Annotated in this window: 4 protein-coding genes; all 4 read right to left on the bottom strand. The window is 53.6% G+C overall.

What is annotated here, in order from left to right; genetic code table 11:
* Positions 1–50: 50 nt before the first annotated feature.
* Positions 51–4,922: a non-ribosomal peptide synthetase gene (locus EL268_RS07875; RefSeq protein WP_106656952.1), complete on the bottom strand. Its 4,872-nt coding sequence runs from the start codon at positions 4,920–4,922 to the stop codon at positions 51–53.
* Between the two features lie 16 nt (positions 4,923–4,938).
* Positions 4,939–7,266: a bifunctional Gfo/Idh/MocA family oxidoreductase/class I SAM-dependent methyltransferase gene (locus tag EL268_RS07870; protein ID WP_106656951.1), complete on the bottom strand. Its 2,328-nt coding sequence runs from the start codon at positions 7,264–7,266 to the stop codon at positions 4,939–4,941.
* A 9-nt stretch (positions 7,267–7,275) separates the two neighbouring features.
* Positions 7,276–8,391, bottom strand: a complete 1,116-nt coding sequence (locus EL268_RS07865; RefSeq protein ID WP_106656950.1) for a saccharopine dehydrogenase family protein — start codon at positions 8,389–8,391, stop codon at positions 7,276–7,278.
* Positions 8,392–8,497: 106 nt separating this feature from the next.
* The gene (locus tag EL268_RS07860) at positions 8,498–17,572 is read right to left on the bottom strand and encodes a non-ribosomal peptide synthetase (RefSeq protein ID WP_106656949.1); all 9,075 of its coding nucleotides are present in this window, start codon (positions 17,570–17,572) and stop codon (positions 8,498–8,500) included.
* Between the last annotated feature and the right edge of the window lie 16 nt (positions 17,573–17,588).

Here is a 17,588-nt window from a genome sequence, read left to right as displayed (position 1 = left end):
ATTATTTTTTCGTCCTTGTCTACCGCTGTTTTGATTGCTAAACGATGAAGTTATTCGGTGCCGAGTGGTACTGCCAACAGCTCCGCCAGCTTGACCGCATTCTCTCCTGCCATGCAGCTGTAATGGTTGCCGGCGATTTCTGTCACTTCCAGTTCTCCAATGCATATATCTTGCCAAAAAGCGATGGTCTCTTCGCTCGTGCTTGGCAAAAATTGAAACGGCTCGCGAGCCAGCAGGAAGCGAATGTCTCCCATATAAGGCAAAGGAGTATAGCGAGCTGCTTTAAAACTCTGCCCAAACACTTTGCACAAGCCCTCTGCCATTTCCACGGGCATCTGTTCCCCCGATGTTTTGCCTAGCGCATGGACATAAGCAGTAAAGCGTTCTCTTCTGTCAAACGCGGATAATTTGCGGAACATCTCTCCCACCTGATCTAGCCCCTCGTCTCCACCGATAGTGCACGCTGAGCCTTGCGGGATGCAATCTCCGTATTTTTCTACAAGCTGCAAAATCGCCCGTGCGAAATCGTGCTCATCCACTTTTCCAAAATCAGCCTGTTCCAGCGTGATGTTCAGGTTCGGAACGAAAAGTGCCTCAATCAAGAGATCGTCATTCACTTCTGTCAGGATCGGAGGAATGTCGATCAAAACCAGGTCCAGAATCGGGACGCCCTGCTCCCCGAGTCTTCTCGCCACTTCAATGGCAATCAATCCGCCCAAGGAATAGCCGATGAGCTGTACAGGTCTTTGCTCTCCTTCACGCAAGATGTCGATCAAGCATTCGGCGTAATCATCGGCCACGGTTTCTATCAGCTCAGACGGCTCTAGTGCGCAATAACGCTCGCTATCGTCAATGGCGATCCCGACGATGCTTCCTGTCTGCTGGGCTTTGAGCTGTTCAATCAATGGACGAAAACTGTCCATCGTCCCCAAAACGGCATGGAACACAACCCGCAGCGGACCAGATTCGTCACCGCCATATGGAATCAGCACGGCATTGCTGGACTTGTTGCGTTTTTTCGGCAATGCGACTTCCTCACTCTGCTGCATCTCCTGATTGCGCATGTGTAGGAAGCCAGCCAGTGCTTCCACGGTCGGGAAGTTGAGCATTTGCCGCAGCAAGACATCAAACGGGATGGCAGCGTGCGTCGGGTCCTCTGCCAGCTTGTCGCGCAGCTTTCCTGCTACCTGTGCCATGATGAGAGAATCTGCACCGTACTCATAAAAGCTTTGTGTTCGACCGAATCTCGGGACTCCCAATGCTTCTGCCCAGACGTGAGCAAGCTGCGCTTCCAACGGATCTGATTCCGCCCCTTCTGTAGCGTCCCTAGCAGCATGTTGTTCGAACGATGATGCAGGGCGCCATTTTGCCAGCTCGCGGCGATCTATTTTTCCATTTCCGGTAAGCGGCAGTGCGTCTACGACTTGCAAGTGGGAAGGCAGCATATAAGCAGGCAGGTGTAGGGAAAGGAATTTTTCCAGCTCTGCGGCACTGACCCTCATCCTGTCCAGCTTCACCTGATGAGCGAGCAGATGATTCTCTCCCTCCTTTTGCAACACGAACACAAGAGCGTCCTCTTCCTTCTGCCACTCACTTATCCATGACGCTTCTGTCCACTTGGCAAGAATGAGCCACCCGCCCGGGCAAATCAGCTCTTTCAGCTTGCTCATGTCGGAGCTTTCTATATCTCCCGCAGCTAATACCACGTCGAACGAGTTCGGTGCCAGTCCTTTTGCCCGATACTCTCCTTCTACGATATCCATACTTCTATACTCTGCATCATAGCCTTCCAACGCTTGCGGGACATACTCTGTCAACGCCCCGTTCCCTGTGCCGACTTGCAATACCCGAAGAGATTTGGGCGTATGCTGTCGCGCAATGCGCTGCAAGAGCTCGCCAATGCGCTGATTGACCTCGATGCCCGTTTCTTCACCGATCCCATCTACTAGCATCGCGAATTCTGCTCGTTCCGCTTCAAGGTCCCGATCCATCTTGCGGGCGCTTTCCACAATCCCCAGCAAAACAGGCTCGTCACTCGCTCCATCCAGCACGACACCAGCTGCGGCGACAGCAGGGTGTTTGAGCAGGGCCGTTTCAATTTCACCCAGCTCGATCCGATGCCCTCTGATTTTGACCTGATTGTCTTCGCGGCCGATAAACTCGATTTCGCCCCCCGGTGTGTAGCGGCCCAAATCACCCGTTCGGTAGAGTCTCTCTCCATCGATAGGGTGGGAGAAGAACCTTTCCTCCGTGAGCCGTTGATCTCCCACATAGCCCTCCGCCAAGCCAGCTCCGGTAATATACAGATCCCCGATCACCCACACCGGGCAATCGCGCATCTGTGAATCGAGGACGCGGAAGCCTTGATTGGCGAGCGGTCGGCCATACGGAATACTGTTCCAGTCTGCTTCCAGTCCTTTGTACAGATGGTAGTTCGACCAGATCGATGCTTCGGTGGCACCGCCGAGACTGACGATCTGTGCAGAAGGCAAATATTTTTGCATCCGATCAGGCAGCGTCAACGGAATCCAATCACCGGAAAGCAAGGCCAGTCGTAGGCTGTCTACTTTGACAGTTGGCGTCGAATCCAAATACGTGACCAGCATCTGCATCAGGGCCGGCACGGAATTCCACACGGTGATGTCATGCTCGGCTATCAGCTCTGTCCAATGGGACGGGTCCGTTTGACGGTCGGGATGAGGATACACGACCGCACCGCCAACAGAGAGCGTGGCAAAAATATCGTAGACAGATAAATCAAAGCTCAGCTGGGCAAGGCCAAGCACGCGGTCATTTTCCGTGATCGCAAAACGGCGAAGCATGTCCTCGATCGTATTTGCTGCTGCACGGTGGCTGATGACGACCCCTTTGGGCTGTCCCGTGGAGCCAGACGTATAGATGATGTACGCAGGCAAATCCGGGTTTAGGTCAGGCAGTATTAATGGTTCATGCTGCGGGCTCACTTGATCCACTGCAATCGTTTGAATAGAGTCTGACCATTGCAGCTGGCTGGCAGATACCGTCAAGGCATAACGGATGTCCGCCTGTTCCATCATGGCCTGTCGGCGCATCTCGGGTTGCTTCGGATCAATGGGCACATAGACGGCTCCGGCAAACAATGTACCGAGTACGGCTGTGACTTGATGCGCGCCTTTATCCATCACGATGGCAACGCGGTCTTGCTCGCGGCAGCCCAGATCCTTCAGCTTCCCTGCTACTGCGGCAGCTCGTTTCACCAGTTCTGCATAGGAAATCTGTCCTTCACTGTCAATCACGGCTGGACGATCTGGCGTCGACATTGCTTGCGTGACGATTGGCTGATGCAAGGCGTACTCTGGTAAAGCTGCGGTGGTTGCATTCACCTGCTGACGCTCTTCCCGCTGCCAGTCTGGCAACGCAATTTCGTCAGCTCCCTCCCACACTTGCTCGCTGTCCGCCAAAGATTGCAGTAATTTTGCAAAAGTATCAAACATGTCGTCAACGACATGCTCCGGGAAAACACCCTCCCGCACATCCCAGTTCACCTGCAAGCCTGCCTGGCTGTCCATGGCTTGGCAATCGATGAAAACCTGCGGCGTTTGACTGATTCCGTGTCCAGCAATTTTGCCCTGTAGCTGACCGCCTTCCGCTGGTTCCACTAACCCAATCGCGCTCGTAAAGACGATTGGCATCAGAGCGGCTTCACGCCCGCGCCTGCGCGCTAGCTCGCGCATGACCTCCACGCCGGAAAACAAACGGTGATCCAAATCTTCAAACAACTGCTTTTGAATCGTTTTCGCCCGTCCCTGAAAAGAACGCTCTAATCCCCAATCAACCGCAAGCAAATTGACGGATGTGAAATCCCCGACAATCTCATGGACTCGTTCATGCAGCGGCTGTCTGTTCAGCAACGTCAAATTCAGGCAAAACGCACGATTTCGACTCCAGCGCTCGATCACAGAGGCAAAGGCTGTCATCACGGCGGCGGTTGGCGTCAATCCTCGCTGCTGGGCACGCTTTTTGAAGGCATCCCACGAAGCGTTATGTAAGCGAATGAAGCGACGGCGAAAGCGTGCGCCTCCATTCTGGGTCTGCTGTCTCGCCATTGGCAGGTCTGGAGCCTGTGGCAATGCATCGATCCGTTGCTCCCAGTACGCTTTGTCTCTGCCATACGTGGTAGTCTCTCTTAGGCTTCGTTCGGCAAATACGTAATCGCGAAACGTAATCGGCAACGCAGGCAATGTTTTTCCCGGTTCTTTGTAAAGGGCCTCAAACTCACCCAGCAAGAGCCAAATACTCGCCCAATCCGCGATGAGAAATTCCATCGATACATGGAGTACAGCCCTGTCGCTCGTTTTCGTCAAGCCGATATCAAACAACGGCCATTTGGCTGTATCATACACGCGATGTCCCATCGCTTCGCGTATGTCATCGAGCCTTCTTCCTGCCTCCTGCTCATTCATGCCACTCGTATCCGTATAGGTAATCGTCCAATGCGGAACCTTCTCCAGAATACGCTGCTGACCATTCTGATCAATGGTTGCGCGCAGCATGTCATGTCTTGCAATGAGCAGGTTCCACGCATCCTCCGCCCGTTTCGGATCAAGCTCGGGATAGTCCAGCTCCATGTAGATATGGCACGCTACGCCACCATAGCCAAACAGCTCATACCGTCCCAGCAAATAAGCAGACTGCACATCGGTCAGGGGAAAAGGCATAAATCGCGCTGCTGGATCTGGAACCACCGTCACCGGTTGGGATTCGGCTCGCAAAAGGGCGAGAATGTCTGCTTTCTGTTCTTTCAACGCCTGTAAATCGTCGGCTGCCAGTGTTCCTCTTGGGGCTCTGTAACGCAGGCTCCCGTTTTCCTCCCATAAAAAAATTCCATCTCTGCGTAGGCGCATCAAGAGCTCAACGCTATTCGTCTTGAGGTTTTGGGGCATATGCACACTCTCCTATTTAAATGAGCTTGGCCATTTCGTTTTCGTTTGGGGAAAGCTGCTGACGTACGCCAACATCGATGTTGTTCTTGATGAGGAACAGCTTTTGTCCAAGTGGTGCCAATGGGTGAGACTCCTCAGGCAGGACCGCAAGCTCCTGGACACCTGCCCGCTGAAACACATCGAGCCACTGCTGGACAGTCATGAAGGTCGATTGCGTATTTTTCCTGTCATCTACTGGCGGAGTCATCATGAAAGCTTGGGAGATGAGCATTTCAACGAATTCTCGAGTTGGCTCGGTAATAATCATCCAGCCTCCTGGAGCAAGGGTCTTCAACAGCCCTTGGATAACTTCATCCGTGTCCCGCGCGTTGTTCAACATCCCTGCCGCAATCACGATATCGAAGCTGCCTTCTGTGAGACCTTGGGCAAACAAATCTTTGTCGATATCAACCACCTGGTATTTCATCCACGGGCAAGCTTTGTACCGTTCACGTGCAGCGGATAAGAAAAAGTGGGACACATCCGTGTACACATACTCCACATTCAGTCCTTTGGAAACAGACGGCTTCAGGCGGTCCACTACCACATCACTAGTCGCTCCAGTCCCGGCGCCTACCTCCAGGATACGAAGCGAGTTGGCCGTAGACGCGATCCGCGCTACTGCTTCTGCGACCGACTTGTTCAAATAACGCGCCACAAGGGTGTCCCGATAAAGCGCATTGGCAACATGCATGCGACCCTCAGGAAATAGCAGCAAAGCAGCTTGCTGGGTATCATCCATCAGCTGTGGCAGCCGATCCGCATTGTCTTTGAGATAGTCCATGACAAGCGGTGAGCCCAGCTTGCCATTCCAAGCGTTTTTGGCTAACTCCCACCGTCGTTCTACTTCCTCTCGCGTCATCTGAATGTCGCATTGATACTCGCCAGCGGCATATTTCAGGAAGCCACGATCCGTCAAGATGTGCAGCCAGCGCTTGATGACCGGATGATGACGTTCTGCGACGTTTGCAGCAGTGAAAATGTCTAACGCCGTATAAGAATGTTGTTCTGCTGTCCATGCTCCTTGGGATTGCAGCGCAAGCAGCATGGAGGCCACCGCTGCTGCATCCAGGCGCTCAATGCACGTATTTACCTGCACGGCATCGATCCCTTTTAGCTCGTTCTCGGCAGACGCCGTGCATGCAAAAACATCGTTGTTTTCCGCCAAAGTCGCGTCATTGGGTGATGCAGTGTCGTGGAATTCGTCGTCTGGAATGCTCCAGGCTGCTTGTTCGAGAGAGGCTAACGATAACGGTTCATGGCTGCCATGCGAGCGCAGCACGGGATATCCCAATGCCTGCGTCCATTCTTGCCACTGTCGTGAGCACAATAGCTCCTGCTGCGCGCGCGTTTCCATCGCAGCCTTATCGACCTGCCCCATGATCCTCTCTCGCATAATGAGTAAATCGCGGCCGATAGCTCGCGGCCACTGCTTCGTAAGAATGTCCCGATAGGTCGGCGTCTCCTGCGGTCCTAGTATGTGTGTACTGTTTTCCAGCATGTGTGCGGGTGGAGACACTGTCAGCTCACCATGAATGTCGGGAAGATCCGGTACATGCAGACGCGGCTGCCACACGACCGGACCATGCGTGTCTGTGAGCGACAAGCTCCCGCCAGCTACGCCAATCGTCACGCGATGCAGCAAATGCAGATAGTTGTCTGGATCATCCGGATCGACTTCATTGTGGGCGCGCAGCGTAATTGGGATTTTGCCCAGCTGTCCGATCAACACTTGAAACGGCCCCTCATCCTTGATGACATGACTGATTTTCCACGGACGAATAGAAGGGAGAGCTTCCTGCAAAATGTGCATGAGCGGGAAGGACACCTGTGTAGCGCAAGCAGCCTCGATGTACAAGGCAGGCTGCATAGCCAGCATCGTTCGAGCGCAAGCAATAAAGCGGCGAACAGCAGGCAAATGTACGTAGAGATCGCCCGTCATAAAATGAACACCATTCTGCTTGGCATGCTTTAGGCACAATGCCAAATCTTTGTGATGGATCGGCTCTTCCGAAATGACGTGTATGCCCTTGGCAAGCAGCTGGATCGCCAGCTCTGTTCCATTGCCGCCCATCACGGTGGAACGCAATACAACGCAAGCCAGATCAATGTCAGCAGGTAATTGATTCATATCGGTGTACAGCGGGATGCCATTTCGCTCGGCGCATTGACGCGAGCGTTCACTTCCTTTTGCCAGCAGCCCTACCAATTCAAACTGCTCAGGCAATGCCTTTACCGCTTCCAAGTAGAACTGTCCAAAGCGGGAACCGCATACCACGGTACGCAACTTACGATTCTTTGTCATACGTCACCCCTACTTCATTTCCATGATGGAATGCATGAGTTCGACCTGCTGCTCGCGAAGCGCATCAATCAGACCTGTCGCCGATACGCCCTCTGCCACGAAAAAGCAGCCTGTTTTGCTGTTCTGATCTTCCGCGATCAAATGAGCCACTGTGGCAGCGATGATGCCAGATATCCGATTCCAGTCGCCCGGGTACAGAAGAGTGGAGAAGACCCGCACTTTTTTGCCGTCGCGCTTTCCGGTCGCATGCAGGTGGAACATCGTAAAATCTTTCACACCTGGCTTCTTCGCCTCAAACTGTTCCAGCAGCAGCTTGGCTGACGCTCTTTTTTGTTCCTCGGTTTTGTATTGCTGCAAAGCCTTGATCATCACAAATTGATTCAGGATGGCATTGCTTTGGTAGCTGTTGTAAAAATAAGCGGATTCGATTTTATGCTGCTTGGTCATGAGGCCGAATTCCTTGGTCACTACCGGATACGTGTCGCGCTTGCCCGCGGGATGTGGCAGCGTGTAGTTGCGATGGAACGGCCCGTCTATTTTTTTGAGCTCGCCTTGCTTGAAGTAAGACATTCCCCACCCGGTATCTTCTTCAATGCTGCAGACGATGTCATAGGCCGCATTGAGTGAGAACCCGCCCTGTCCTGCAAAAAAGACTTCGAGCAAATCGATTTCGTCTAAGTCATTCTCAGCGACGTAAGCGGGGAACACTTCTGACAGCCCCGGGTAAACGCCAGCAGAGATGATAAACAACAGTCCCTTTTCCTCGATTTCCTGCTTTCGCGTAAGCAATTGTCGATACAAATGCTCATCTCCGGACACATCTACGTAATGAACCTCATGTTTGAGGCATGCGACAGCAACTTTATCAACGATTTGCTTGGAGGGCCCTGCACAATTGATGACGAGATCGACTCGGCCGCAAAAGTCATGCAACTCCTCTTCGTTGCATACATCCACCTGCTGGCATTCCACCCTGCCGTCCGTCCCCGTAAAAAGCTCACGTAGCTTCTCGGGATTTCTGCCTCCCAGCAAAATCGGATCGTTCGTCCTAGACAAAATCGTTTGAAAGGCTGCATGGCCTACAACGCCAGTCGCACCCAAAATGCCAATCTTTTTGATACCCAATGTTCTCTCCCTCCTTCCTGCTCCCCGCATTCTTCTTCATAGAAAAGGCGGGGCTGCGCCTGCCACTGAGTCGCAGCCCACCTACTCATCTGCGGTTTTTCTTTATTTAAATGGTCCCCTCGTCAAAATCCGCTGCAAGATCGTCCGTTGCCTGTGTGCTCGTCTTGACCAGCTCGGCAAGGGTGCATATCGTGGAAGCTTCAAACAAGCTTTGCAGCGACAAATCAATCTGGTATCTCTCTCTCAAAAGATTGAGGCATTGGATCGCGCGCAATGAGTCTCCCCCCCGCGCAAAAAAGCTGTCGTGGATGCCGATTTCCGCTACACCAAGCACCTCTTCCCAGACCTTGGCGAGCTTGACCTCGAGCTCGTTGGAAGGCGCTACATGCATCTTTTTCGGCATGCTTGCCTTTCTTCTGCCAAGCTTTGTGATTGCCTTTCGATCTACTTTTCCATTGCCGGATAGCGGCAGTTCATCCAGCAGTACGTACTCGCTTGGCACCATATAGTCAGGCAAGCTATTTCGCAAGGCTTCGGACAATTTTTCCGGCTGGAACAAACGAACCGCCTCCGGTGCTTGCGCCACAATCAGATGGCGCTCGAACGCCTCTGCGACCTGAGCTTTATCCGGAATGGCAAGGACGTTGGTGAAGCCTTGTGCTTCCAGGCCCGTTCGCCATTGCTCGACCGTAAGCAGAGGAAGATGATTGGCTTTGCGCTCATCCTCCAGATGGCTAAACCCATCCTCGAAGAAGCCGACAGTGGTCAGCAACAGACGACTGTTGCGCGTCGACTCGACCAGGAACAGAAGCCCCCCAGGTGCGAGCAGCCCTTTCAAGTGCGCCAGCGTTTTCCCTATATCACGAGAGCGGTGCAGCGTATTGTCCGCAACAATGACGTCAAACGAATGCGGCTCATAGCCCTGCGTAAGCGGGGAAACGTTCATGTCAAGCTGACCGTACTCCAGCGGAGCCTGCTCTCCCCACTCCTTCTTTGCCCTGTCGGTAAAAAAGGAGGATTCGTCGACGTATAAATAACGACTGCGTTCTGCAGGCAAGGTGGACACCAGCGTTTGCGTCAAGCTACCGGCTCTCGTGCCAAGCTCTAGCACCCGCAATGTCTTGTCTGACGGATGGTGACTTACGATACTGCCGAACACCGCCCCGGCAAGACTGCTGTAAAACTCCCGCGTCAGGTCAAAGCGGCTCAAGCCCGCAGGTGTCAAGAAGGCGTCGTCTGCTAGAAAGAGCTCCAACGGATCGAGCTCACCGGTCAACAGACCAATAAACAACGGATAGTCGCGGCGGAAAACGGCTTCGAGATCACGTGCTGCTTCCGTACGTAGCGAGGAAGCTGACAGAACAACATCCGGCACCCCTTCACGCAAGGAACGCAGACTGACGTACTTACCCGCTGCGCGCTTTTCCAGCAAGCCCTCTTCTACCAGCACTTCCAGCCAATGCGCAAGCAAGGTCTGATAACGAGGATGAATCTGAAAACGATGCATGAGCTCCGCAATTGAAGTGCTTTCTCCTACTTGCGCGAACATTCCCATATGCTCCAGCGTGCGGCATAGGTAGGCGGTGCTTACACGATCAGCTTCCATCAGGAATTGCGTGACGGCTTCCACATCGACACTTGCAGGAATGGTATCGGCCTGCGTATGACCTATGCTGTTGATCGTCTGCCATCGAGCAGCACTTGCAGCGGGACTGGCCAATTCTGTTTCGAATAACGCGGAATCCTTTTCGCGATCCAGCACCATATACCCGACCAAGCGCTTTTCATCCGCACCGTCATCTGGTACGGCCACGACAACGTCTTTGAGCCCGTCATGGCGCTTCAGTGCCGTCTCGATCTCGCCCAGCTCAATCCGATGCCCTCTGATTTTCACCTGGAAATCTTCCCGACCGAGAAACTCCAGCGTGCCATCTGGCAGGTAACGGCCCAAATCCCCCGTGCGGTACAGTCGTTCACCTGTCCGCGGATGCGTGATGAATTTTTCATTCGTCTTGTTTTCATCTCGCCAGTAGCCTTTGGCAAGCCCAATGCCACTGATAAACAGCTGGCCTGGCACCCAAACAGGGCAATCCCCCATCGATTCGTTCAGCACATGGTAGCGCTGATTGACCATTGGACGACCGTACGGAATGCTTTTCCAGCTAGGGTCGATCTCTTCGATTGCGAAAAGGTTTGACCAGATCGAGGCTTCTGTTGCCCCGCCCAAACCGATCACCTGAACGTGAGGGAAAAACGACTTGATCTTGTCTGGCAAATCCAGCGGAATCCAATCACCGCTCAACAAGACGAGACGCAACGATTGCGGCAAGTGAAGGTTTCTCCCCACGGCGTATTCGATCAGCATCTGCATCAGCGCCGGAACTGTGTTCCACACTGTCACCTGCTCAGCTTCCAGCCACTCCAGCCAGTGTGCAGGGTCTTTGGCTTTATCCGCATCCGGCATGACAATCGTTCCACCCGCGGCAAGCATGCCGAAAATGTCATAGACCGACAAATCGAAATTCAAATTGGACAAAGCGAGCACCCGATCTTGTGGCCCCACTGCAAAGCGTTGATTGATATCTTCAATCGTGTTGACTGCGCCTCGATGGTCGATCATGACTCCTTTTGGCAAGCCCGTTGACCCGGATGTATAGATGACATAGGCCAAATCCTCCGGCTGCCCGGCAACTGGTGTCACTGCGTTCACCATGCTTCCCTCATCCCTTGCTGTCATCTGGTCCACAATCAGCCGCTCCACATCCGCAGGCCAGCCCAATCGCTCATCCAGCCAAGACTGTGTCAGCACGAACTGCACTTGCCCATCATGCAAAAGCTGAGAGCGTCGTTCCTCTGGGTGCTGCGGATCGATCGGCAAATAAGCAGCCCCGGATTTCATAATCCCAAGCGTGGCTGCGACCTGCTCCCAGCCTTTTTCCATCACGACAGCGACCAACGTATTCGGTTCGACTCCTTTTAAACGCAGCCACCTCGCTATTTGGTCAGCTGTGTCGGCAAGCTCCCCATAGGTCAACGTCCGCTGAGTAGAGATCACGGCAGGCTGATCCGCTTGGCATGCAGCTTGTTTGTCAAATAATCCGACGAGTGTTTCTGTGGATACAGGCGCAGCCGTATCGTTTGCCGCGATTCTTTCTTCCAGTCGAGGGACAGCGATCAGGCTCGGTGCCGCCTCTTGCCATACCGCATCCTCTTCTGTCAGTCGATGCAGCAGCTCGCAATAGGCTGTAAACATGTCAGCAAGGAGTCCTTCTGGAAACAGTCCTTCTACGGCATCCCAGATCAACAGCAGTTCTCCGTCTTGCTCAACCACTTGATGGTCCAGCCATACCTGCGGCGTCTGCGTGATGTTGTAAACGAGCTTGCCCAGCCATTTGCCATCGGAGTCAGACCCACTCCACTGCTCTACACCCAATGCGCTCGTAAAGACAATCGGCATGGCCACACCGCTGTGCTCTCCTGTTTGCTTCGCCAATTCGCGCTGGACCTGAACCCCGCCCACATAAGGATGGTCCAAATCGCGCCATAGCTGCTGCTGCAAATTCCTGCCTCGTTCCAAAATCGTCTCGCCAGCGGACAACTCGACTGCCAGCAAGGTTAACGTAGTGAAGTCCCCCACGATTTCGCCTACCTGCGCGTGCAAGGGCAGGCGATTGAATTGCGTCAGGTTGATCGTAAAACGCGAGCTCTTGCTCCATGCACCGAGGGTTTCGGCATACGCTGTCAGCAATATCCCGGAAGGCGTCAGACCGACCTCTGCTGTCCGCTTTTTCAGCCGCTGCCATGCTTGGCGATTGATTCTGGCTTCCAAACGATGGAAGCGCTGCTCGGTAATCGTGTCAGGATTTTTCGCCAAAGGCAGCTGTGGTGCTGGCGGCAAATCCGGCAGTCGATCCATCCAATAGTCCAGATCGCGTTGGTACAGCTCTGTAGATTTGAGCGCTTCTTGGGCCAGGACATAATCGCGGAAGCTTAGATCCAGTGGTGGCAAAGGCGCATCCGGCTCATGATACAGCCTCGTCCACTCGCTCAAGAGGTGGAACATGCTCCATCCGTCAAAAATCAGGTTGTCAAAGCTGATATGCAAGCGAACCCGTTCGTCTCCAAAGCGGGAAGCGCGCACCTCAAACAGCGGCCACACATCCGTAGACAGCACCTGATGGGACATCTCTTCCCGAATCTCTTGCAGCTCGGACTCAGCTTCTTCAGCCGATTGGTTCCGCAAATCCATGACCTCGATCCGATAAGCAGGAACCTGCTCCAAAATCTGCTGACGCCAGCCATCCGGCAAAATCACGGCCCGCATCATTTCATGGTGGTCAATTAATCGTTGCCAAGCTCGATTGATCCGCTCTAGGTCCAAGTACTGTCCTTCGATTTCGAAATAGCAATGCGTGGAGACATGACCCAAGGCGTAAACACCACTGCGCCCGACCCAGTAGGCTTGCTGGATATCCGTTAGCGGGAATGGCTGATGCCTGTCTTGTGGAGCCAGTACAATTGCTGGCAAGCCTGACGCTTCTCCTTTTTCCTCCAGAAGCATCTGCACATGCTGGGCAAGCCCGGCAATCGTCGGCTTTTCAAAAATGCGCCCTAACGACAGCTCTACCGCAAGCTTGCTGCGAACCATCGCACTGAGTCTGGTTGCCAATAGCGAATCCCCGCCGAGCTCGAAGTAGTTGTCTGTAACGCCTACCCGTTCCACTTCAAATAGCTGGCACCAAATAGCCGCAAGTGCTGTTTCGATTGGTGTCGTTGGAGCTGTATACGCTTTTTCTGTTTTGGCCTTCATCAGGCTGTCAGGAGTCGGCAGGGCTTGCCGATCTACCTTGCCGTTTGCAGAAAGCGGCAGTTCGTTCAACAAAAGAAAAGCAGTCGGAACCATGTAATCAGGCAGCTTTTGGCTCAGGAAGCCTGATAGTTGTGCTGCGTTGAAGCGCTTGGCTTGAAGTGGCGCCTGCGCAACCAGTACATGCTGACCAAAATCGTTCTGTTCCGGGAAAGCTGCCACTTGTGCGAAGGCTTGCTGCTGCAAGGCCTGCTGCCATGCTTCCACCGATAACAAGGGGCGCTGTTCATTACGCCGCTCATCTTCAAAATGCGTAAAGCCATCTTCGAGAAATGCCGTGCTGATTTGCTGCAATCGGCTGTTGCGGGTCATCTCCAGCAAAATCAGCATGCCTCCCGGAGCCAAAAGGCTTTGCACATGCGAGAGAGCCATCCCGATGTTTTTCGCGCGATGCAGGGAATCAGAGGCGATAACAACGTCGAACTGATGGGCTTCAAAGCCTTGAGATCGTGGACTTTGATTGATATCGAGCAGTTGATAGTGCACAAACGGGTACTCCCGAAACCGCGTTTTTGCTGCATTCGTAAAGAAAGTCGAGGTGTCTGTGCATGTAAAGTGTGTCGCATCTGCCGGAAGCACAGCCAGCAATGATTCCGTCAGTGCTAGGCTCCTCGCCCCGATTTCCAGCACACGTATCGGTTCTGATTCAGACCTTTTTCCAAGACGATGGATCAGCCTTTCGACCAACGCCAGTGCCGCGCTGTCTCGATGCTTTGCGCCAGGGAGTGTCTGCATCAGATCATTCGGAGTCAGATTGGATTCCTCCGAGAAGAAATGGGCCAACGGGTCAAGCTCGCCACGCAAAAGCGCAACACTCTCGTCATTGACTTTTTCCAAGTAACGCAAAAGGGCTTGTGCTTGATGTTCCCATGCAGGCAATACGTGAGAGACGTGCGGCTTTTCCAGCCATTCAGTCAGGCTCGCCTGCGTGATGCTGTACACATCCGATTTGTCTTTACGGACAAAGCCTTCGTCCTCCAATGTTTGAAGCCACTGTCTGACCAGCCCGCGATAACGCTCTTGAATCCCGCAGTTCTGCATCAAATCATCGAGGGAGTAGTTGGCATTTTGTTCAAAGTTCACTCCCGCCATCTCCAATGCGCGGTAAATGAATCGAACAGCAAGTTTCTCCATATACGCCCAAATCGAGGTGAAATCTTCCGGTCTAATGCTTGCAAAATGCTCTGACAAGGTCTGCACACGACCTATATCGACGACATCTGCCCACAGTTCTTCGCTCTTTTTCGGATCAGCCTCTAGACGATCGAACAGCGCTGATTCGCTTTCCCGTTCTGGCACCACATACCCAACCAGCTGCCTGTTCTCGCGCGGATCACCTACTGCCGTCACTACCGCATCACGAATCCCCGGATGCTGCTTCATGGCCGATTCGATTTCACCCAGCTCGATGCGATGCCCCCTGATTTTCACCTGAAAGTCCTTGCGCCCGAGAAATTCAATGGTCCCATCCGGCCAATAACGCCCGAGATCACCAGTCCGATACCAGCGCGAACCGTTCCAGTTGACAAAGCGTTCTGCGGTTAGGGCAGGATCACCCCGATAGCCTACTGCCACACCTGCTCCGCCGATCCACAATTCTCCCTCTACCCAGTCAGGGCAATCACGTCCATGCGCATCGACAACCCGATAAGCCTGATTCGCGAGCGGTCGACCATACGGAATCGATGTCCAGTGAGCGGGCAACGGCAGCGTCACATCAAAAAAGTTGGACCAGATCGACGCTTCTGTCGCTCCCCCCATCGCCACAAGCTGGCTGTTCGGTGCGAGCTGGTTCAATCGTTGCGGCAAATCGAGGCCGATCCAGTCCCCGGAAAGCATGGTCAAGCGAAGCGGCAAGCTCTCGTACGGCCCGCTCTCCGCAGCAATTAAGAGCATATCGAGCAGCACGGGCACAGAGTTCCACAGCGTCACTTGATGCTGGTCCACCAGTCTCGCCCAATAAGCCGCATCCCGTCGCACTTCTTCCCCTATAAGTACAATCGAGCCGCCTACACTGAGCAATCCGAACAGGTCGTAGACAGACAGGTCAAAATCAAGCGAGGAAACCGCCAAAATCCGATCCGTTTGCCCGATTCCGTAGCGTCTGTTTATTTCTGCAATGGTGTTCCATGCCCCGGAATGATTGATTTCTACCCCTTTTGGTTCACCTGTGGAGCCAGAAGTAAAGATGATGTAGGCAAGACTGTCAAAAGAAATCGGCACGGGTTCAGCAAGCGGCGAGACATTCAACGCATCTGTAACAGACAGAACAACAGCGTCTTTTGGCCACTCCAGTGTTTGCGCCTGCTCCGTATCCGTAAGCACATAGCGAATCCCCGCTTTTTGATGAATGCGCTCACGCCTTGTAGATGGCTGCCCCATTCCAATCGGGACGTAGCAAGCTCCTCGTGCCACGATACCGAGAACCGCAGCGACCTGATCGATTCCACGCGGCAGGCTGATCGCCACAGGGTCTCCTGCTTCAACGCCTTGCTTTTGGAGATACGCCGCAATCTGCAAAGCGTACGTCGCTAACTCGCCATATGAAAAAGTAGTGGACGCATGACTATCGATTAATGCCAGCTCGTGCGGATTCTCTTTTGCATAGGCAAAAAAGGCACTGTGCAAGCATTGACTCGATTGCGGTTGTGAATCGTCTACAGCCTGATGGTTCCTCTTCTGTTCCAAATCGGGAAGCAGCACGGATGGTGCTTGCCAGTCATTGTCCTCCGTCACCAAGGAGTCCATCAGCTGGCAAAAAGCGCCGAACATTTGGTCAATCATCCCGTCAGGAAACAGCTGATCAACCGCATCCCACGCCAGCAGAAGCCCGCCGTCCATTTCATACGACTGGAAATCGAGCCATACTTGCGGCGTTTGTGAAATCATGTAAGAGAGCTTGCCCAATGTGTCCCGGCACTCGCCATTGATCAGCGGCGTACCCAAATTGCACGCGAACACCACAGGGGCAAAATCCCGCTCTCCTTGACGGACACGAGCCATATCCCGCTGCAGCTGAACCCCGGAATAAGCCGCATGTGCTACATCCTGATGAAACTGTGATTGGACAGATTGCACCCGCGCCAGGAAGGAAGATGGCTCCCGCATGTCAACCGCAAGCAGCAGCAGGTTGGTAAAATCGGCAACGACGTCTTCGATGCCAGCGTCTCCGGTTTGGCGATCAAATAACGGAATATTGATGAGAAACTGCGAATGGGTGCTCCAACGATCCAGTACTTCTGCATAAGCCGTCAACAGTACCATTGCTGGTGTGACCCGCTGAGCTGCGGATCGTTTTTGCAAAAGAGCCCATTCGGCCGGCTTCATGAAATGCGTCCGTCGCGTAAAAACAGGCGACTTGATCATTTCCGGCTTTTCCTTCAGTGGCAAGCCTGGCGCTCCCGGCAATGTGGATAGGCGTTCCTGCCAATAACGGGCAGCTTCCTGTCTGTCCTGTGCCCGACGCTCTGCCTCTTGCCCGAGATAATGGGCAAAGCTCCAATTGGTCGGGGCAAGAGGCTTGCTGTCTCGTGCATAGGCTGCCGCCAAGTCGCGCAATACGATGTGCAGACTCTGTACGTCAGCGACCAGCAAATCCAGATCAAAATGGATGCGGGTGCGTCCTTCTGGCAACAAGCTCAGCTCTAAACCGGCTACTTCTCCGGCTTCCACCGCCAAACGACGATGAGACAGCCGCTCCCGTATACCGTCTAGCTCCCGCACCAATTCGTCCTCAGAAAAAGACCGCAGATCATGGACAGGTACGGCAGTGGACCTCGGGGCACTCATCACCTCTTGCTGTCCATCCGCCAAAAATCTGGCCCGCAGCATCGGGTGATGCATCAGCAGTTTGCCCCACGCTGTTTCCAATCGATCCGGCTCCACGCCCGCCCCATCAATTTCCAAGTACGCATGGCACCCGACTCCTCCGAGAGGCTGATCATCCTGGCGTCCAATCCAGTAAGCGTATTGCACATCGGTGAGTGGAAAGGGCACATTCACCTCTACTTCCACATCAGTTTTCCTTTCGTCCACATGTGGAAGCGACGGGCTGCTTTTTTGCAGCAACGCCTGCCAATCACGCAAGGTAGGAGCACCGATCAGCTCGGCAAATGTAACCTTTGCGCCTTCCTTGCGCCATTTGTTGACCATCCTCATCATTTGCAAGGAATCCAGCCCCAGCTCGATCAGGTTTTGATCATCGGAAAATGCGACAGGCGCGGGCAACAACGCCTGAATTTGCCTCTTCATTTCCTCATAGCTCAAGGAAGCGGCGGGACTTGCGGTCAGACTGTCATTGAGCATTTTGGACATCCTTGTTCCCTCCTCT

This window comes from Brevibacillus brevis (genome assembly GCF_900637055.1).
In the GTDB taxonomy this organism is placed as follows: Bacteria; Bacillota; Bacilli; order Brevibacillales; family Brevibacillaceae; genus Brevibacillus; species Brevibacillus brevis.
Note: the sequence above shows the minus strand (reverse complement) of the source record. Positions and strands in the feature narration are given on the sequence as shown.

Coding starts and splice junctions, on each gene's coding strand:
- EL268_RS07875 (WP_106656952.1), bottom strand. CDS start 4,922: ATGCCCCAAAACCTCAAGACGAATAGCGTTGAGCTCTTGATGCGCCTA.
- EL268_RS07870 (WP_106656951.1), bottom strand. CDS start 7,266: ATGACAAAGAATCGTAAGTTGCGTACCGTGGTATGCGGTTCCCGCTTT.
- EL268_RS07860 (WP_106656949.1), bottom strand. CDS start 17,572: ATGTCCAAAATGCTCAATGACAGTCTGACCGCAAGTCCCGCCGCTTCC.